At 57.8% G+C, this 20,019-nt stretch carries 14 protein-coding genes; 6 read left to right on the top strand and 8 right to left on the bottom strand.

The annotated features are described in order from the left end of the window. Positions 1 to 7: 7 nt before the first annotated feature. The 4 genes from lysA (at position 8) to xerC (ending at position 3,828) form a co-directional block, all read left to right on the top strand. Positions 8 to 1,255, top strand: coding sequence for a diaminopimelate decarboxylase (lysA, locus tag QWI16_RS12915; RefSeq protein ID WP_302713780.1), 1,248 nt, complete (start codon positions 8 to 10; stop codon positions 1,253 to 1,255). A gap of 114 nt (positions 1,256 to 1,369) precedes the next feature. Continuing rightward, the gene (gene dapF, locus QWI16_RS12910; protein WP_302713779.1) at positions 1,370 to 2,200 is read left to right on the top strand and encodes a diaminopimelate epimerase; all 831 of its coding nucleotides are present in this window, start codon (positions 1,370 to 1,372) and stop codon (positions 2,198 to 2,200) included. Between the two features lies 1 nt (position 2,201). Beyond that, positions 2,202 to 2,891: a DUF484 family protein gene (locus tag QWI16_RS12905; RefSeq protein WP_302713777.1), complete on the top strand. Its 690-nt coding sequence runs from the start codon at positions 2,202 to 2,204 to the stop codon at positions 2,889 to 2,891. A 4-nt stretch (positions 2,892 to 2,895) separates the two neighbouring features. Next, positions 2,896 to 3,828 carry a tyrosine recombinase XerC gene (xerC, locus tag QWI16_RS12900; protein WP_302713775.1) on the top strand — a complete coding sequence of 311 codons (933 nt, stop codon included), beginning with the start codon at positions 2,896 to 2,898 and terminating at the stop codon, positions 3,826 to 3,828. A 193-nt stretch (positions 3,829 to 4,021) separates the two neighbouring features. Here the strand turns inward: xerC and QWI16_RS12895 are convergent, their stop codons facing one another. From QWI16_RS12895 to QWI16_RS12880, 4 genes are all read right to left on the bottom strand, one after another. Next, a complete protein-coding gene (locus QWI16_RS12895; RefSeq protein WP_302713773.1) occupies positions 4,022 to 5,512 on the bottom strand; it encodes a tryptophan halogenase family protein in 1,491 nt (496 codons plus the stop codon). 119 nt (positions 5,513 to 5,631) lie between these two features. Then, a complete protein-coding gene (locus QWI16_RS12890; RefSeq protein ID WP_302713771.1) occupies positions 5,632 to 8,466 on the bottom strand; it encodes a TonB-dependent receptor in 2,835 nt (944 codons plus the stop codon). 197 nt (positions 8,467 to 8,663) lie between these two features. Continuing rightward, on the bottom strand, positions 8,664 to 10,523 hold the full coding sequence (locus tag QWI16_RS12885) for a glycoside hydrolase family 13 protein (protein ID WP_302713769.1): 1,860 nt from the start codon (positions 10,521 to 10,523) through the stop codon (positions 8,664 to 8,666). A 28-nt stretch (positions 10,524 to 10,551) separates the two neighbouring features. Next, a complete protein-coding gene (locus QWI16_RS12880) occupies positions 10,552 to 12,165 on the bottom strand; it encodes an alpha-glucosidase (protein WP_302713767.1) in 1,614 nt (537 codons plus the stop codon). Positions 12,166 to 12,398: 233 nt separating this feature from the next. Between QWI16_RS12880 and QWI16_RS12875 the strand changes: the two genes are divergently transcribed. Both QWI16_RS12875 and QWI16_RS12870 read left to right on the top strand, forming a co-directional pair. Further along, complete coding sequence (locus QWI16_RS12875) at positions 12,399 to 14,795, top strand: glucan 1,4-alpha-glucosidase (RefSeq protein WP_302713765.1); 2,397 nt, start codon at positions 12,399 to 12,401, stop codon at positions 14,793 to 14,795. Between the two features lie 37 nt (positions 14,796 to 14,832). Continuing rightward, positions 14,833 to 16,341: an MFS transporter gene (locus QWI16_RS12870; protein WP_302713763.1), complete on the top strand. Its 1,509-nt coding sequence runs from the start codon at positions 14,833 to 14,835 to the stop codon at positions 16,339 to 16,341. Between the two features lie 45 nt (positions 16,342 to 16,386). On the opposite strand, the gene QWI16_RS12865 is transcribed toward QWI16_RS12870, so the two are convergent. The 4 genes from QWI16_RS12865 to QWI16_RS12850 form a co-directional block, all read right to left on the bottom strand. Further along, the gene (locus QWI16_RS12865; RefSeq protein ID WP_302713761.1) at positions 16,387 to 17,088 is read right to left on the bottom strand and encodes an SIMPL domain-containing protein; all 702 of its coding nucleotides are present in this window, start codon (positions 17,086 to 17,088) and stop codon (positions 16,387 to 16,389) included. A gap of 136 nt (positions 17,089 to 17,224) precedes the next feature. After that, positions 17,225 to 17,581, bottom strand: coding sequence for an STAS domain-containing protein (locus QWI16_RS12860; protein ID WP_302713759.1), 357 nt, complete (start codon positions 17,579 to 17,581; stop codon positions 17,225 to 17,227). Between the two features lie 18 nt (positions 17,582 to 17,599). Then, complete coding sequence (locus QWI16_RS12855) at positions 17,600 to 18,004, bottom strand: ATP-binding protein (protein WP_302713757.1); 405 nt, start codon at positions 18,002 to 18,004, stop codon at positions 17,600 to 17,602. Then, entirely contained in the window at positions 18,004 to 19,965 is a 1,962-nt protein-coding gene (locus tag QWI16_RS12850) for a SpoIIE family protein phosphatase (RefSeq protein ID WP_302713755.1), read from the bottom strand. The genes QWI16_RS12855 and QWI16_RS12850 overlap by 1 nt, the downstream gene beginning before the upstream one ends. Between the last annotated feature and the right edge of the window lie 54 nt (positions 19,966 to 20,019).

Raw genomic sequence — 20,019 nt, 5'->3', positions numbered from 1 at the left:
GATTGCTATGTCCTTTTTTACCGAGCGCAGTGGTGAGCTGTTCGTCGAAGATGTTCGCCTGAGCGATATCGCCGAGCGCTACGGCACACCGGCTTACGTCTACAGCCGCGCCGCCTTTACCCAGCACTACCTGGCCTACGCCCAGGCGCTGGGCCAGCACCCCGGCATGATTTGCTACGCCGTCAAAGCCAATTCCAACATCGCCCTGCTGAATTTGTTGGCGCGTCTGGGCGCGGGCTTTGACATTGTCTCGGGCGGCGAGATGGAGCGGGTCCTGACCGCCGGCGGCGATCCCAAACGCATCGTTTTCTCCGGCGTCGGCAAAACCGCAGCCGAGATGGCCAAGGCGCTCAAGGTGGGCATCCACTGCTTTAACGTGGAATCGGAGTCAGAGCTGGAGCTGCTCAGTCAGGTTGCCGCCGCCGAGGGACTGACGGCGCGCGTCTCGCTGCGGGTCAACCCCGACGTGGACGCCAAGACCCACCCCTATATTTCCACCGGTCTGAAAGAGAACAAGTTCGGCATCGACATCGCGCGCGCCCCCAGTGTCTACCGCCGGGCGGCCGAGCTGCCCAACATCGATATCCAGGGCGTGGACTGCCACATCGGCTCCCAGCTGACCGAGCTGGCCCCTTTTCTCGATGCACTGGATCGCCTGCTGTTGCTGATCGACACTCTGGCCGAGGAGGGCATCGCCATCTCCCATATGGACCTCGGAGGCGGCCTCGGTGTCACCTACCGGGACGAGCAGCCCCCGCAGGTGAGCGAGTATATGGAGGCGATCAAACAGCGCCTCGGCGAGCGCCGCCTGGCACTGATGTTTGAGCCCGGGCGCTCCATCGCCGCTAACGCCGGCGTGCTGCTGACCCGCGTGCTCTACTTAAAGCCTACCGAAGCGCACAATTTTGCCATTATCGACGCGGCCATGAACGACAACATCCGCCCGGCGCTCTACCAGGCTTGGCAGGATATTCGCCCCCTTAAACGCCGCGCCGGCAGCCCCAAGCGCTGGGATCTGGTGGGCCCGGTGTGCGAGACCGGCGACTTTCTCGGCAAGGACCGCGAGCTGGCGTTGGCCGAGGGCGATGCCCTGGCGGTGATGTCCGCCGGCGCCTACGGCTTTACCATGAGTTCCAACTACAACACCCGCCCGCGCGCCTGCGAGCTGCTGGTGGATGGCGATCAGGTGCACGTGATTCGCGAACGGGAGAGCTTCGTCGACCTGATTCGCGGCGAGCATGTGATCGAGCACTGACCGGACAGACGCAGCCAATTGAGATACTATCTATCCAGAGCGGAACGGGGGTCGGCAGCTTTGTCCGGCGCCAGTGACACCAGGCAACCACAGACGCAACAAGCGGACGGCACTATGCGATTGCGCTTTACCAAAATGCACGGTCTTGGCAACGACTTTGTTGTCATCGACGGCATCAGCCAAAAAGTGCGGCTGACGCCCGACAAAGTGCGCAAGCTGTCCGACCGTCACTTCGGCATCGGCTGTGACCAGGTGCTGGTCGTCGAGGTGCCCGATTCACCCGAGGTGGACTTTCGCTACCGAATTTTCAATGCCGACGGCAGTGAGGTGGAAAACTGCGGCAATGGCGCTCGCTGTTTTGCCCGCTTTGTGCGCGATCGTCGCCTGACCGGTAAAACCGATATCCGGGTACAGACCGCCGGCGGTCTCATGACCCTGACGGTGCACGAAGACGACGACGTCAGCGTGAATATGGGCGTGCCGGTTCTCGCGCCCGAGCACATCCCGTTTACCGCACCGGCGCAGGCCGAGACCTACCCGCTGGAGCTGGAATCGCGCCAGCTTGAGATCAGCGCCGTGTCCATGGGTAACCCCCATGCCGTGACTCTGGTAGAGGATATCGACAGCGCCCCGGTGGAGGTTCTCGGCCCCATGGTTGAGGCGCATCCGCGATTTCCCGCGCGGGTCAACGCCGGGTTTATGCAGATTGTCAGCCCCACGGAGGTGCGCTTGCGAGTGTTTGAGCGCGGCGTGGGCGAAACCCTCGCCTGCGGCACGGGTGCCTGCGCGGCAGTGGTCACCGGGCGCATTCGCGGCTTGCTGGATGAGAGGGTCAGCGTGCACCTGCCCGGCGGCAAGCTGGAGATCCGCTGGGCCGGTGATGGCGAGCCGGTTATCATGAAGGGCCCGGCCACCAATGTGTTTCACGGACAAGTCAAACTTTGATATGACCGACAGCAGCGATATAACCGACGCCCTGAGCGCGACCGACGTAGTGCGCTACCTCTCGAGCCACCCGGAATTCTTTGTCGAGAACCCGGCGCTGCTCGCCGAGCTGGAGCTGCCCCACGACAGTGGCTCGGCAATTTCGCTGGTGGAGCGGCAAGTCGCTGTTCTGCGCGATCGCAACATGGACATGCGCCATCGCCTGAGTCACCTGCTCGACAACGCCCGCGACAACGACCGACTGTTCGACAAAACCAAACGCCTGGTGCTCGATCTACTGGAGGGCCAGGATCTGGGCGACATCATCGACGCGCTGCACCACAGCTTTGACAAAGAATTCAACATTCACTTTACCCGCACGCTGTTGTTTGGCGATGCGCAGAAAATCGGCGGCTCTCAGGCGCAGGTAGTCAGCATACACGCCGCCAAAGAGAACATAGGGGCCCTGATGAAAACCAACCGCGCCTTCTGCGGCCATCTGGGCGATACCGAAAAACGGTTTATTTTTGGCAAAGCGGCCGCGGAAATCGGCTCGGCCGCCACCGTGCCTCTGGTGCACGGCAACACCTTTGGCCTACTGGCTATTGGCAACCGCGATCCCAAGTACTACCGCTCAAGCATGGGCACCCTGTTTCTCGCCTATATCGCCGAGGTGCTCAACCGCCTGTTGCCGCGCTACCTGCCGGGCTAGGGCCATGAGCTCAGAGCAACCCCTGCCCTTTGGTGAGCAACTCGACACTTTTTGCCGCTACCTGACCAGCGAAAAGCAACTCTCCGCGAAAACCCTCGAAGCCTACCGCCGGGACATCGACAAGCTCCAGCGCTTTTGCCGCAAGCGCGAGATAGACGAGCTGCGCAAGTTGCACACTCAGGACATTCGCCTATTGCTGGCTGAGCTGCACCGCGAGGGCTTGGGCAGTAAATCCCTGCAGCGCTGGCTCTCTGGACTGCGCAGCTTTTTTCGCTACGGTGTACGCCGCGGCTGGCTGGACGCCAACCCGGCCGACGGCCTGCAAGCCCCCAAGGCCGCCCGCAAGCTGCCCAAAACCCTCGATGTAGATCAGGCCGGGCAGTATGTGGACCTCAGCGGCGATGACTTTATCAGTTGCCGCGACCGCGCCATGGTAGAGCTGTTTTATTCGTCCGGCCTGCGCTTGGCAGAGCTGGTGGGTATCGATATGCCCCATCTGGATCTGCGCGATCAGAGCCTGCTGGTAACCGGTAAGGGCAACAAACAGCGACGCCTTCCGGTAGGCCGGCACGCCATCGCCGCCCTGCAAAGCTACCTAAAGCTGCGTTTGCAACACGCACCCGCCGGGCAGCAGGCGCTGTTTGTCAGCCGCACGGGTAAGCGCATCAGCCCGAGGAATGTGCAGTCGCGCTTAAAGGCCCTGAGCCTGCGCCAGGGTATGGGGCAAGCGATCAACCCACATATGCTGCGCCACTCCTTTGCCAGCCATATGCTCGAATCCAGTTCGGATTTGCGGCTGGTGCAGGAGCTGCTGGGCCACGCCAATATTTCCACCACGCAGATCTACACCCACTTGGATTTTCAGCATTTGGCGCGCGTTTACGACAGCGCCCACCCGCGGGCGCAAAAGCGCAAAGACGATTCCGAGAAAGAATAAAAAAAGCGCGGCCAGGCCGCGCTTACAAGACAATAATAACAAAGGAGTCAGGCGTCATACCCGGCAGCTTGTGCGCCGATGCCCCATCGAGCCGCTACCGGTAGAGCTCACACGCCCATTCACCCCTATACACTAGCCGCCAGTGGCGGCCTACTCAAGCCGCTACATACGTATTCATGGGCTGCATACGTATTCAGCCTCCGGTGTAAAGGTGCAAAAAGGCGTCGTGCTCCGGCATCTGCGCGAGGGGTGCCATTTTCATCTGCTCGGTGTGCGCCAAAAAGTCGCGCAGCTGCCCGTCGCTCATAGCCTTGGCCTGCGGATGATAATCTGCCGGTTCAATGCCTTGACCCAGCATCACTTGCAGCCAGGAAGACTCGGCAAACAAGTCATTGTTTTCGCGCAGCAACACGCCCTGCTCGGCGAAAAGCGAGAGTTTATGCTCCAGCGAATGAGGGATAGACATCTGCGCCAGCTGCCGCCAAAAGTCGCTGTCGTCCCTCCGGTTCAAGCGGTAGTGAAGAATCAAAAAATCACGCACCTGCTCATATTCCAGGCGCGACTGATGGTTGTACTGCGCCACCACTTGAGGGTGAATACCCCCATGTGGGAAATACTTGAGCAGGCGTACAATCGCCGACTGAATCAGATGAATACTGGTGGATTCCAACGGCTCGAGAAATCCGCTGGCAAGGCCGACGGCGACGACATTACCCCGCCAAGGAGCACGGGCACGACCTGTGCGAAACCGAGTGATCCGGGGCTCGGCCAAAGGTTCACTCTCGAGGTTCGCCAGCAATTGCGCGGCGGCTTCATCATCCGATAAAAACCGACTGCTGTACACCAGGCCATTGCCGTTGCGGTGCTGCAAAGGTATGCGCCACTGCCAACCATTGGGCCTGGCAATAGCACGGGTGTAGGGCAGGGTTTTGACAAAGCGCTCTGAAGGCACGGCCACGGCCCGGTCGCAGGGCAGCCAGTGGCTCCAGTCATCAAAACCCACGCCCAGCGCCTGCTGAATCAACAGGCCGCGAAACCCGGAGCAATCGATAAAAAAATCGCCCTCCAGGCACTTGCCACCGGCAAGGTGCAGAGACTCGACAACGCCTGTATCGCTGTTAAGCTGCACCTTTTCCACCAAGCCTTCAACACGCTCAACTCCCAAGGCCTCACTCACTTTTCTCAGATAAGCACCGTAGAGGCCCGCATCAAAATGATAGGCGTAAGGCATTTCCAGGCGCGTATCGGCTGTAGCAAGTTTGGCAAAGCGGCCTTCGCAAGCGGCGCGATAGTTCAGATCGTAATGCCAGAGCGACTCACTCAGGCCGGCCTGCCGCGCACGCACCCAATAGTGATGAAACTGGCAAAAAGCACTGCTTTGCCCAGCCGCGCCAAACGTATGAAAGTAACCTTCGCCGTCGCGGTACCAGTTTTCAAAACGAATGGCCAACTTCATTGTCGCCCGGGTCTCGCGCAGAAACTCGGCCTCGTCGATACCCAGCACTTTGTTCACGTGTTGTATCGGCGGAATGCTCGCCTCGCCGACACCTACGGTGGCGATCTGCTCGGACTCCACCAGGGTGATTTGCACCACCGGCCCCAATACTTTTTTCAACAGCGCCGCGCTCATCCAACCGGCGGTACCGCCGCCGACAATGACGATTTTTTTTATGGTGTTATCCACGCTCTTGACCTCAAGCCCATTGGTTAATGCATCAACAGAAACAAAAAAACCCTGCCAGCCATTACAGCATAGCAGGGTTGACTCACAAGGGGCTGCCGGCAGGCAGCCCGGTCACTCCATCAGAACTTGTAGTTAACCCCAAGCAGATAGTTGGCACCAAAGCTTTGGTACTGGGTAATCTGGCGTGGGTCTTCCTCGTTGAACTGTACGGTATCCTCGTCCGTCAGGTTTTGCGCCTGCAAGGTCACAGTCAGGCCATCCAACGCGTCGATACCTGAGTGGCTGAAATCGTAGCCGACCTGTGCATCCCACAGCTCCGCACCCTGACTGCGAGTATCGGTCAGCGACAGGCTGATTCCGCGCGTCTCGGTGAGATACTCCGAGCGCTTGCGCCCACTGATCCGGAACTCAAAACCACCGCGCTCGTAGTAAGCCGTCAACTGGTAGATCTCATCGGACAAGCCGGGCACGTCGGTATCATCGTCCAGCTCACCGTCGTTAAAAGTGGCGCTGGCGAGCAGACCAAAACCGTCGAGGGTTTCACTGAACAGGTGGAAAGGCAGACTGGCCTGCAACTCAATCCCGCTGACTTCACCGGTCAAACCGTCTTCGCGGTTGGTGACAATGCCCTCAAACAAAATCGGCGGTTCACCGGTATTGGCACTCTGGTGATAACCGGGAATGTAGTAAGGGGTAAAGTCGGCAACGGTTTCACCCTCGCGGTGCCAGTTCACCAAATCTTTGTAGAACACGGCCGCGCCCAACATACCGTCAGCGGCAAAGTACCACTCGTAAGACAGGTCGTACTGGTTGGCTTCCAAAGGACGTAGCTCTGGATTACCCGAGCTGCCGCTCCACGGGCTGTTGTCGATGTCGGACGGCTCAAGAATCTGCGCGTCGTTGAACGAAAAGCCCACGGTGTTGTTCGGCCGCATATCGTCCATACGCGGGCGGCTGATGGTTTTCGAGGCCGCAAAACGCAAGGTGTGATCTTCACTCAGACGGAAGTTCAGGTTCAGGCTCGGCAGCCACTCACCGTAGCTCGCCCCACCGCTGACCGGGGTCGCCAGCACATACAGATCCGGACCCGTGAAAGAGCCAAAGCCCGTGGACTGCTGCTCGGTATCCACGTACTGCACACCGATATTACCCGTTAACTCAACACTGCCGAGCGAGGCCATCAAGTCCGCCATGGCGTAGAAAGTGGTGATTTCTTCATCCACGGTGTAGGTGTCCCCCTTGCGACCTGTTTCGAGATCCTCAGCGGCAGTTTCGGTGTAAAAACCGCTTTGATAGAGCGCAATACTGTCGTAGGCGACCATCTGCCCCAAACCGATAAAGCTCAGGTCGGCATTACCCACATCGTACTCTGTCGGGATGGGGCCATCGCTGGGCCAAGTGGGTGCGGTCAGATAGGCACCGCGGTTGATTTTGGTTTTGGAGCGATCCGAGTAATTTACACCCACTTCCAAACCGCTGATCAAGCCCCAGTCAACTTCGCCGTTCAGGGTCAGGCGGAAACTGTCGAGGGTTTCATCGAAATCCGGGTTGTTGACAAAACCATCCTGCGCGGTGGCGTAACCCAACGGCTGACCTTCGCTCGCCTGAAACTGCTCCACCGGCGCCAGAGAACCGCCCCAGGCCTGGGGGCCGGCCAGGCGAACCAGATCGCGATCGGACAAATCCGGCGTACTAATGCTCGGATGCTCGCTGTACATCACGCCGGTGTCGGTCATGGTCCAGGCGCGCGGTGTGGCTGGCCCCTGAGTCGGAGATTGTGCACGCCCTACGCCTGAGTAACTTTCAATATTGGTAATGGTTTTACTGACATCGCCAATAGAGGCGTCAAAGCCCAGCGCCCAGGTGTCGGTCAGCTGGTAATTAACATTGATACCGTAGGTGGTCAGCTCGGCGTCTTTGCGCTCGGCGTCATTGCGGATAACACTGTAAAAACCATCGTAGTAACCGCTGGTGACCAGGCCGTCCTCAATACCAGTGACGGTGTAGTTGGGGGTACCCCACTCGGCACCGCCCTCTTCCAAACCACGGAACACTTTGTCTTCGCGAAAATCAATGTAGAGCGCATCCACGGTAATGCTCAAGCGCTCGTTGGGTTCATACTGGACCACACCGGCGATGGAGTCGCGCTCCATCATGGCGGAGCGAACAAACGAATCGTGACCGCCGAGTATCACTTCATCACCGGACAGGCTGATGCCTTCGCCCAGGCTGGCGTTATCCGGATTGACATTGGCATAGCCCCAACCGCGGAAGTATTCCTCCTGACTGGGAGACTCCATGGAAGCCAGAGACACCGACACACCCAAGGTGTTATCGGCAAAGGCATCGGAGTAGGTAAACGCCAGTCGGTGGCCGTTGTCATCAAAGTCCGGGTTAGCAGACTCCATGCCGTTTTGTTCGTAGTTGGCGTTAAACGCAATAATACGGTCGTTGTCGAGCGGGCGAATAGTGCGCATGTCCACGGTGCCGCCCACGCCCTGGGTCATCAGACTGGCATCGGGTGTTTTGTAAACCACCACCTGGTTGATAATCTCTGCGGGATAGAGATCGTACTCCACACCGCGGTTATCCCCCATACCCAAGAGTTCGCGACCGTTGAGCGTCGTGCCCACGTAGTTTTCATTAAAGCCGCGCACCGACAAACCACTGGTGCGACCATCGCGACGCTCACCGGCCAGACCCGGCAGGCGGGCCAGCGATTCGGCAATACTGGTATCGGGCAGCTTACCAATATCCTCGGCGGTCAGCGCTTCGGTGACCGAGGTGGATTCGCGTTTGATTTCCTGAGACCGCTCGATCACAGAGCGAAAGCCCTGGACGACAACCTCTTCAATTAATGCGCCATCTTCTCGGGCATAGACAGTCATGGAACCAGCGGCCAGGGTCACAGTCGACAGCAGCGCCAGTGCGGGATTGAATGTACGTTTTATCATGAAGGAATCCTCTCGCCAGGATATTAAATTATTCTTGTCGGAAACGATGTGACATATGCCGGTTGTCTTATGTAATTAACCCAACATCATCTGTCTGTAATACTAGTTGTGGCCCCTTGGGTGAACAATACAATGCATACGTATTCAATGGGTTATGCACCGGCGGTTACATACGTATTCATTGCACGAAACGGCCTCTATTCAGGTTGCAATTCATAGACAGCAACACTTTTACCCATGGGTGAAAGCGCCTCGGACAAGGTCACTGAAACACCGGTCAACACATTTTTCGCGACCTCAAAGCCTGCGGTTCTCTCAGAGAAAATAGCCGGCTCCAGGGAACGCGCCTCATCGCTGTGGTTAATCACAACCATTACCGCCGAGCGGTCCAGATAGCGAAAATACACATAGACGCCGTCGCGTGGCACATAGTGCATCAATTTTCCGTGATGAATGGCTTCGTTGCCTTTGCGCCACTGCAGTAACTGGCGCAAAAAGCGCTGTGCGCCTTTCGCTTTTTTTGACAAACCCGCACCGGTAAACGCGTTGACGTCATCGCCCTGCCAACCGCCGGGAAAGTCCGTACGGATCACACCGTGGTCGTCCGTACCCGGGTTGGTCATTAAAATCTCGGTGCCATAATACATTTGCGGGATACCGCGCATGGTTAATGTCAGCACCATGGCCATCTGCCAGTGCGCATCCTGTTCATCGAGCTGGGTGTAAATCCTGCTCATGTCGTGATTGTCCGGAAAAATCACCAACTGATAGGGATCGGGATAGAGAAAGTCATTGCTCAGGGCTTCGTACAATTGCACCAACCCCGAACCCCAAGCCTCGGGGTTGTTCAGTGCCTCAACCATGGCTTTTTGCCAGGGAAAATCCATCATGCTCGGTGTGAAAGAGCGGTAACCATCAGCATTGTTTTTCCCCGCCTGCCAATAGGCGACCACCGCCGGATTTTCCGACCATTCCTCGCCAACGATATTGAAATTGGGGTACTCCAGCATCACCCGTTGGCTCCACTTATTGAGAAAGGTTTTATCGGGGTAGGAATAGGTATCCACACGCACGCCGGACAGGCCGGCAAACTCAATCCACCACACGGTATTCTGAACTAAATACTCGGCCATAAACGGATTGCGCTGATTAAGATCGGGCATAGTGGGCACAAACCAGCCGTCACTAAACGCTTTTTGATCCACGGCGGCGACGTGTGGGTCGCGCAATGTTTCGCGCCGGTGTGACGTCGGGGAAAAGGTTCCGGAGAAATTAATCCAGTCGGCAAAGGGTAAGTCGTCCATCCACCAGTGGCCCGAGCCACAATGGTTTAAAATCACATCCTTAATCAGGCCGATACCGCGAGCCTGCGCATCGAGGGACAGCTCCCGGTAAAGTTGATTACTGCCCATGCGCGCATCCACTGCATAAAAATCCGTGGTCGCGTAGCCGTGATAGGAGTAGTCGGGCTGTGCGTTTTCCAATACGGGGTTAAGCCACAGCTGGGTAAAGCCCATCGACTCAAGGTAATCGAGGTGCTCTATCACCCCGGCGATATCGCCGCCGTGACGACCACCGGGCTCACTGCGATTGAGCCCTTCACTCAGGCCATCGATTTGGTCGTTACCCGAATCAGCGTTGGCGAACCGATCGGGGGTAATCAGGTAGATCACATCCGCGGGAGAAAAGCCCTGTCGGCTTGGTGATCCTTGAGCCCGCTCTTTCAATTCATAGGAGTGACGCGCCAGGGTTTTGCCATTTTTTTGAAACTGCAGCTCAACGGTCTGAGGCGCCGCTTTAGCTTGCAACTCCAGATCCACAAACAGATAGTTGTCACTCTCGGCCCGATGAACCTCGGCGACGCGGACATCATCGCTGTTGACCAGTACTTGCGTGCTCTGACCAATTTCCTCGCCATGCACCATCAACTGTAGATTGGGCGATACCATGCCCACCCACCAATTGGGCGGCTCAACCCGAAGATCCGGAGCGGCGAACACACCGGAAGTAAGCAACCAGAGACCCAGAAAAATCAGAACACGCGCGCGTATCGCCATGATGACCGCCTCTTTCAATCGTTCACATTCAGGCATTAAAAAAGGCAGCACCGTATCTCGGCAAAATCACCGTGCGATCACTGCATTCACTGACAAATCCATGGCCTGTGGCCTGTGTCCAACCGCCCTCCGGCAAACTCAGCTGTAAAGTCTCACTGCTGAAGTTAAAACAGCACAGCAGGCTCTGTTCGCCATCGCACCGAAAAAAGCTCAGGGCTTGCTTGTGCAGCTCAAGAAATTCAATCTCGCCGTAGCGCAGCGCACGCTGATCTTTGCGCCAGCGCACAAACTGACGATAGGCATTGAGCGTCGAGTCTGAGTGGATCTCTTGCTCGGCAACACTGCGTCGTCTGTGCTCGCAAGCGACGGGCAACCAGGAGTGGGCGGCTGCAGAAAAGCCGCCACCGGGCTCAGAGGTCCAGGGCATAGGCGTGCGGCAACCATCGCGCCCCTTAAACATGGGCCAGAAGGCAATACCGTATGGGTCCTGCAGCTGTTCCAGAGGCAGGTCCACCTCGGTAAGCCCCAGCTCTTCGCCTTGATAAGAGCAGACGCTGCCGCGCAGCGAAAAAAGCATGGCATTGAGCATTTTGGCCAGCTCCTCGCAGGCATGCTCACCCCCCCAGCGGCTCAACACCCGGGCCACATCGTGATTGCCCACCGCCCAGCAGGGCCAGCCTTCACCAATGCCGTTTTCCAAGGTCTGCACCGTACGCTTGACATAGTCGGCCGAAAAGTCCTCTGTCAGCAGTTCAAAGCTGTAAGCCATGTGCAGGCGCTCTTGGCCCTGGGTGTACTCGGCCATGGTTTTCAATGAATCTTCAGAGGAAATTTCCCCGAGGCTCACAGTGCCCTGGTAGCGATCTAGCAACGCGCGCAAGCGTTTCAGAAAGCCGAGATTTTCCGGCTGGGTGTTGTCGTACAGGTGACGCTGAAAGGCGTAGGGGTTGTCCTCACTGAAGCCGCGCCCCTTGCGTTCGCTAACGGGCTTGGCCGGATTGGAGCGCAGCTGCTTATCGTGAAAGCAAAAATTTATCGCATCCAGACGCAGGCCATCCACGCCGCGCTTAAGCCAGAATTCAACCTCGTCCAACATTTGCTGCTGCACTGCGGCGTTGTGGTAATTCAAGTCCGGTTGGCTTTTCAGAAAATTGTGCAGATAGTACTGGCCCCGACGCGGCTCCCACTCCCAGGCACTGCCGCCAAAAATGGCGAGCCAGTTATTCGGCGCGGTACCATCGTCCTTGGGATCGGCCCACACGTACCAGTCCGATTTTTCATTATCACGGCTGCTGCGGCTTTGCTGAAACCAGGCGTGCTGATCCGAGGTGTGACTGAGCACCTGATCAATGATGATCTTAAGCCCGCGTTCATGAGCACCGGCGATCAAGCGGTCGATGTCATCCAGTGTGCCAAACAAGGGGTCCACATCGCGATAGTCACTGATGTCGTAGCCAAAATCTTTCATCGGCGAACGAAAAAATGGCGACACCCAAATAGCGTCCACTCCCAGACTGCCAATATAGTCAAGCTTGTCGATGATGCCGGGAATATCACCGATGCCATCGCCGTTGCTGTCCATCAAAGAGCGGGGATAAACCTGATAAATAATGGCGCCGCGCCACCAGGGTTGCTGCTGCATAGAAATTCCTCGATCAATCGCGGCCGGACGGCACACGAGCGAGCTTGTTATTGTCACAATGTTTATATGACCGAAAGGTTAGTGCAGCGGTGTAAGACCACGCAATAGACTGCATACGTATGCATGAGCCGGCGCCATTGAATACGTATGTAATCAGTTGCCGGCCCCCAGGGGGTCTATTATTGTGACGACGACTGACATTTTGCCTGCACAGTAACGCGAGAAGAATAACCATGAATATTCGACTGCCGGCGAGCGTTTTCGCCTGCCTTTGCACACTCAGCCTGTCTGCCTGCCAGCAACAGCAGGAACAAGATCAACCCGTTCAAGCCAGTGCTCAGCGGCCAATCGCCCCGGGCGCTCCCGGCGCGACGCCCACCTGGGCCTACTCCGGTAAAACCGGTATCGGCACCAGTTACGAGCAGTACGTCGAGGGTCACTACAGCGACGACGCCGCCACTGGCGCTGTCTCCAAGGTATGGTTTTCCGTTGCCGAGGGCGTGGTCACCGAAACCATGTACGGCCTGATTCACGAAGCGCAAATCAAAGACATGCAGTTTGTGATTGAAGGGCCGGACTTTGTCGATACCGAAGCGCGCGACACCAACAGCCGCATCGAGTATCTGCACACCGATGCCGCGGGCCGGCCCCTGTCCCTCGCCTACAAAATCACCAATACCGATCGCGAGGGTCGCTACACCATTGAAAAGCATCTGCTCACTGACCCGGATCAGCAGACCCTATTGCAGCGGGTGATCTTCACCGCCCACGGCAAAGACATCACGCCCCATCTCGTGGTGAACCCCCATATGGCCAATACCGGCACCCGCGACAGTGCCTGGATCGATGGCCAAACAGCTTACAGCCGCGAAGGCGGCACCAGCCTCGCCCTGATCAGCAGCGCGAGTGTGGCCGGCTCGGTCGGCTTTGTCGGCCGTTCCGACCTGCTTGCCGACTTGGCGGACGGCACCCAGGATTGGCAGTTTCAAACCACCGGCGAGCAAACGGGCAATGTCAGCCTGACGCTCAGCCTGCCAACCCTGTCCAATGAAAGCGCCCAGTGGGATTTTGCCCTCGGGTTCGGCAAAAGCCCGGAGGCCGCCCGAGCCGAGGCGGCTACCAGTCTCAACCGCGGTTTTGCCGAGGTACTGGCGCACTACAACGGCGAGGGCGAACATCTGGGCTGGGAGGATTATCTGGCAAGCCTTGAGGCCCTGCCGGATCTTGCCGAAACGGCCGCCGACGGCGGTGCCCTTAGCTACACAAGTGCACTGGTGCTCAAGGCACAAGAAGACAAAACCCACGCCGGCGCGCTGATTGCCTCGCTGTCCAACCCCTGGGGCGACATAGTCCCTGCCACCGAGTCTTCCACCGGTTACAAGGCAGTCTGGCCACGGGATTTCTACCAGGTGGCCATGGCCTTTCTCGCCATGGGCGATAGCGAAACACCGCTGGTGGCCTTTCGCTACTTGCAAAAGGTTCAGGTCGGCGAACAGACCCCCGGCTTTAGCGGCACGCCCGGTTGGTTTTTGCAAAAAACCCACGTCGACGGCACCCTTGAATGGTACTCGGTGCAACTGGACCAAACGGCCATGCCGATCATGCTCGGCTGGCAGCTCTGGCAGCAGGGCGTGTTAAGCGATGATGAAATACGTCAGTGGTACCAAAATATGTTGCGCCCGGCGGCGGATTTTCTCGCCGACGGCGGCGCCTTCGAGCTCGGCTGGAACAATACCGAGATTCACCCGCCCTACACGCAGCAGGAGCGCTGGGAAGAGCAAGAGGGTCACTCCCCCTCTACCACCGCTGCCGTTATTGCCGGCCTGATCACGGCGGCCGAGATTGCCGAACACTCGCAAGACAGTGACAGCGCACAGCACTATCGCGCAAAAGCCGATAAATACCGGGCACAGCTCGAATCGCGCACTTTCACCACCCAAGGGGTATTCCCCGGGGACGGCCGCTACTACCTGCGGGTCAATCGCAACGACAACCCGAACGATCAGGGCCGCCTGATCGAGCGCAACGGCCAGGGCGCACTCAATGAGAGCGAAATCGTCGACCCGGGCTTTCTCGAACTGGTCCGCTACGGTGTGCAATCGGCCGCGGCAGACAGCGTAAGAGCCTCACTCGCCGAAGTGGACAACATCGATGTACCCGATTACCTACGGGTAAAATATGAATTTACTCGGGACGGACAAACTTTTGCTGGCTGGCGTCGCTACGGTGGCGATGGCTATGGCGAGCGCACCGGCGATGGCAGCGGCTATGGCAAAGGTGGCACAATGCACGGCGACCAGCGCGGCCGGGTCTGGCCCTTTTTGACCGGCGAACGCGGCCACTACGAGCTGGCCCGAGCCAACACCGAGGGTACTCTCGACCGGGCGCTGCTCATAGCCCGCTATGTGGCGGCCATGGAGTACTTTGCTAACGAGGGGCTGATGCTCCCCGAGCAGGTGTGGGACGGCGTCGGCAGTAATCAGACCTACGGCTATGCGCCGGGTGAGGGCACCAACTCGGCCACGCCCCTGGCTTGGACCCACGCCGAGTACATTAAGCTGCTGCGTTCGGTACACGACGGCGCCGTCTGGGATTACTACCCACCAGTGGGCGAGCGCTACCGGGACTGAACGTCACGGTCAACAGCAATAACAAAAAGAGCAACGCATGACACACACCATCAAGCAGCGCCCCGAGCTCAGTTTCTGGCAAATCTGGAACATGTGCTTCGGGTTTATCGGTATTCAGTTCGGTTTTGCCCTGCAAAACGCCAACGTCAGCCGGATTTTCCAAACCCTGGGCGCGGCCATTGATGAGCTGCCGATTCTCTGGGTCGCGGCGCCGCTCACCGGGCTGCTGGTGCAGCCCATCGTCGGTTATTTCAGCGATAAAACCTGGAACCGCTTTGGCCGCCGCCGGCCCTACTTTCTGGTGGGCGCCCTGGCCACCAGCGCGGCGCTGTTGTTTATGCCCCACTCACCGAGCTTGTGGATCGCCGCCGGCATGCTCTGGATCATGGATGCCTCGATTAACATTTCCATGGAGCCCTTCCGCGCTTTTGTCGGCGACATGCTCCCCCAGCGCCAGCGCACGCTGGGGTTTGTTATGCAGGCGTTTTTTATCGGTGTGGGCTCAGTGATCGCCTCGTGCCTGCCCTGGCTCATGACCAACTGGGCAGGTATCAGCAACACCGCAGCGCCGGGTGTGGTGCCCGACTCGGTCATTTGGTCTTTTAGCCTCGGGGGGATCGTCTTGTTGCTGGCCATGGGCTGGACGATTTTTACTACCCGCGAATACTCCCCCGAGGAACTGGCGGCCTTTAATGCTGCCGAGGGACAAGTGGACACTCATGAAACTGCTACCCTCAAACCCGCCGGCTATTACCACAAAAGCGGCGTCGCCTGGCTGGGCGGCGCGGTCTTGACTGCGGCGATTATTTTTCTCTTTTCACTCGAGGCCGAGCTCTACATACTGGCCGGCAGTCTCGGGGGCTTTGCCCTGCTGCAATTGATTGCTGGCTTTTTGCAAAAGCGCGGTGCCACCGAACACGGCATTTACCAGATTACTCATGATCTTTTTCACATGCCGCGCACCATGGTGCAGTTGGCGGTGGTGCAGTTTTTCTCCTGGTTTGCCCTTTTTGCCATGTGGATCTACATCACGCCGGCCGTAGCCGGTCATCACTATGGCGCTCTGGATGCCAGTTCAGCCCAATACAATCAGGGCGCAGACTGGGCGGGCGTGCTGCAAGGCTCTTACAACGGGTACGCCATGCTCGCGGCCTTTGCCATACCCATCATGGCACGCCGGCTCGGGCGCAAGCTCACCCACAGCATCAACCTGCTGCTGGGCGCGGGGGGGTTTATCTCGTTCGTGCTGGTGCGTGACCCGGTATGGCTGCTCGCCTCCATGGCCGGTGTCGGCTTTGCCTGGGCCTCGATTATTTCCATGCCCTACGCCATGCTCTCCTGCGCCCTGCCCGGCCACAAAATGGGCGTGTACATGGGTATCTTTAATTTCTTTATTGTGATTCCGCAAATCCTCGCAGCCAGTGTACTGGGGCTGATCGTCGGCAAACTTTTCGACGGTAACAGCATCTACGCCCTGGTGCTCGGCGGTGTGTGTTTTGTGTTGGCGGCCGGCTTTACGCTCAGGGTTGAAGACCAGGGCGACTAACACTCGGCCCTCGCGGGGGGTTACACTCTCTAGGGCCTGTTAACACTAATTGCCGCTTTGCAACAGCTCAAAGGTGGCGGAGACAGACGCGGAAATTTTGATTTTCCCCGGCGCCAGAGTGCCCGCTCCCTCGGCACTTCCGCCAGCCGATTGCATCACATTTTGCGACATGCCGCCGTAGTTGTGCCCACCCCACCAACCGCCGGAGTAGTAAGACCAATAACCACCGCGCTGCTCAATAATCTGCAGCGGCCGGCCAATGGTTTGCCCGAGCTCAACAGCCATAGCGCTGGCTTTTTCCTGCGCGGCCTTCAATGCGAGCGAGCGCGCTTTGTCCCGGTGCTCGCGCAGGGCACTGGTGCGAAAGTCAATGCCCTGAATCACATTGGCTCCAGCACTGAGCGCACCACTGATCACTCTTTCAAACGCATCAATATCGCTTAAGGTCACCATCATCCGCTTTCTTACGGTGTAGCTTTCAGGCTGGGTGGTATCAGCGCTTCTGTACTCGGGATTGACGCTGAAAAAATCCGTTTGAATTGCGCTTTCTTTAACGCCTGTCTTTTTCAGTGCAGCGATAACGGCGTTGACTCGCTGGTCGTTTTCGCTTTTCGCGTTTTGCAGCTGAGCCGATTTTGACTCCACCCCCAAGGTGATGATCACCTCATCGGGCATTACCTGAATCTCGGCCTCACCGGTAACACTGATCCCCGGGGGCTGGGACGATGGATAAACTTGTGCCTGCACACCAAACGATAATCCAATAAATGCGCTTAGCGCCCACAACCTCAATAGCCCGATCGTAAATGCGCTTGTCAAAAATGTTCTGGTCTTAAAAACTGTGGTCATAATGCCTCCCTGTAACAAAACAATACAGCGTATGTTATTTTTGAAAACTAGCGAGATATTCATCCATCTCTTCAACACTGGCAAAGACGCTCAAATCGGGCAAGGCTTTAACAATATCAAAGACTTTTCTCACACCCGGCTGCATGTGCGACACCGCTACGCGACCACCGCGAGCCTTCATCTTTTTCACCGTGGCGAAAAACACCCTAAGGCCGGCCGAACTGATGAAATCGAGCGCCTGCAGATCAAACGCCACCAGTTGAATCCGCTCAGTCATCAGCTCATCCAAACGATTTTCCAGAAGTGGATAGGTGTCGCTGTCGAGCGAGCCCTGTAGCGATAGCCGCAAGCAAGTATCCGTTTGTTCCAGCACAGTAACGTCAAGACTCATGAGGTTCTCCCAACTCTGCTAAGGCAAGGGTAATGTAAGTGTTAAAAAATTCTGATTCGCTTCGCGGCGATAATCTTGCGTGTCCGTCATCGCGAGCACTAGCTCAAGACCAAGGCCGCCTATCTCGCGCTTCTCAATAGGTAAATCCAGGTCTGGCCTGTCTGCCAGCAGAGGGTTAAACGCTGTGCCATTGTCGATGCACAGCAGTTCAATATCGCCGGGGCGTCGGTACAAATTCAGCTCGAGCCGGTCGCCGCCGCCATACTTGAGCAAGTTACTGAGGATTTCATCCGCGATGACCATAATGTCGGTAATGAGTGGCTCAGGCAACTTATCCCGCGCTGCCAAAGTACGCAGTTGATGCATTAGGCCATCCAGCTCGTCGGTTCGCTGCAGGGTCAGTGACTGGATTTGTTCTCGCATCAGTGCCTCCGCAATATCATCAATGTAATATCGTCTGACTGCGCCGCTCCGGCGGCAAAAGCGGTGACCGCCTGCAGGATGCTCTCGCCGTGACCGCGCGCGGAACCTTGTTCGCTCTCGGCGCTGCTCAACACGCCCAACAGCCGCTGCTCGGAAAACTCCTCACGGCGAGTATTGAACGCCTCGGTGATACCATCGGTGTAGACACACAGCTCTTCACCAGAGGCGAGCGTCATTTGCTGATCGTGGTAGATCACCCCTTCGAATACACCGAGCGCCGTGCCGGAATCCAGCTCGAGCAACTGCGGTCCGTCGTCGCCGATATACACCGGCGGGTTGTGGCCGGCGCAAGAGAACTGCAGTGTCCCGGTTTCCGGCTCATAGAAACCGCAGAAAAGGGTAATAAACATGCACGACTCGTTGCCTTTGACCAGCTCGGTGTTCAAAGCCTCAAGCAAAGCGGCAGCCGAGCCCGCTGCAGGCGCCAACATTTTTGCCAGTGCCACGGCCCGCGACATAAACAGCGCGGCCGGCATGCCCTTATCCGACACGTCACCTACCGCCAAAAAATAACGGCCGTCGTCCAGCGCCTGCATCTCATACAAATCACCGCCGACGGCGCGTGCCGGTCGCAAGCAGGCATAGAGCTGGTCGCGGCCGATGCTGGCGGCGAGCTCGCCGCCGCCGGGAACCAGATCCATTTGAATACGCCGGGCAATATCCAATTCACTTTCGAGCTTTTGCCGCGCCTGAGTCGCCACTTCCAGGTCCGCAATATAATGCCTGAGTGCGTCGCTCATGGCGCCCAATGCCAGATTTAACGCTCCGACTTCGTCGTTGCCGCGCACCGGTGGCAAGGTCAGCTCGAAGCTCTCCCGGTCCACGGCCTCGACGGCGGCGTGCAACTCGCGAATGGAGCGGGTAAGCCGGCTCGCTAGCCACCAGGCAAACGGCACCAGCGGAATCAGCAAAACAAAAGCATACAACAGAACCTGACGACGAATACCGGAAAACTCCGCCATCAACTCATGCTCGGGGACCGCAATCACCAGCTCCAGCGCCTCTGCTCCGGCAAAGGCAATGGGCTCGCGATGAATAAGCCAACCCGGCAGCGACTGTCCGGCGGACAGAGCTTTGAACAGCGGTCGGTCAAAATCACTGAGACGGCGCTGGCGTAGCTCGTCACCGGTTTCCAGTAAGACATCGTCACCGCTCCAGGCAATAATGCCATTGCCACCGCGAAGCAGCACTTCGGTGCCGGGTGTAACTCGCTGACGCGAGAGGTAGCGGGAAATAGAATTTAACGCCAGATCCGTGGCCACCACGGCCCGGCCATCGGCAGAGCGCTTACCGATGGTGACGCCAATCTCGCGCATAAAGTAAAACACATAGGGCGCGGTAGTGGTCACTGAATGGCTCGCCTGGGCATCGCGGTACCAGGGTCTCACTCTCGGGTCGTAGCCGTCCCCGGTCAAAGGCATTTCACCCAGGCGCGCCAAGGCGTTGCTGTAAAACGACCGAAGTGGCTCACTGGCTCTATCACCACGAAAATGATCAACGGTGTATCCTGCCTCCGGCGGCGCCCCCAATCGCTCGCGCAGCGTCGGCTCAAGCAGCTTGCGCACGATAAAATAATCGCCATTGTCATAGCCAACCTGTATCGCCAGGGCCTCGTGATGCTGTTGCAGCATGCCCACCAGCAGCGGCAAGCTCTCAAGCCGCTCGTTGAGATCGGTGGCCGCTACCAGCCGGCTATCAGCCAACAACACTGTCGTGTTCTGCACCGGCTGGTAGCTGGATTCGATTTGCAGGGAGATTTCATTGGTGGCGGCGGAAAAGAGCGCGCGGCTGGTGACATCAAGCAGTATCCCCGTAGCGGTATAACTGAGCGCCGCCAATACCGTCCATACCAAGGTCACCGCCACCAGACTCGCCAGAGCAATTTTCGAGCGAATCGACATCCCTTTTCTCTTGGCGTTGGCAAGCTGCATCCTTTAAAGCCTCGGTAGTGCCCT

This window comes from Gilvimarinus algae, assembly GCF_030518215.1.
GTDB classification, from domain to species: domain Bacteria; phylum Pseudomonadota; class Gammaproteobacteria; order Pseudomonadales; family Cellvibrionaceae; genus Gilvimarinus; species Gilvimarinus algae.
The sequence above is the reverse complement of the archived record's forward strand: the minus strand, read 5'-3'. Positions and strand labels throughout refer to the sequence as shown.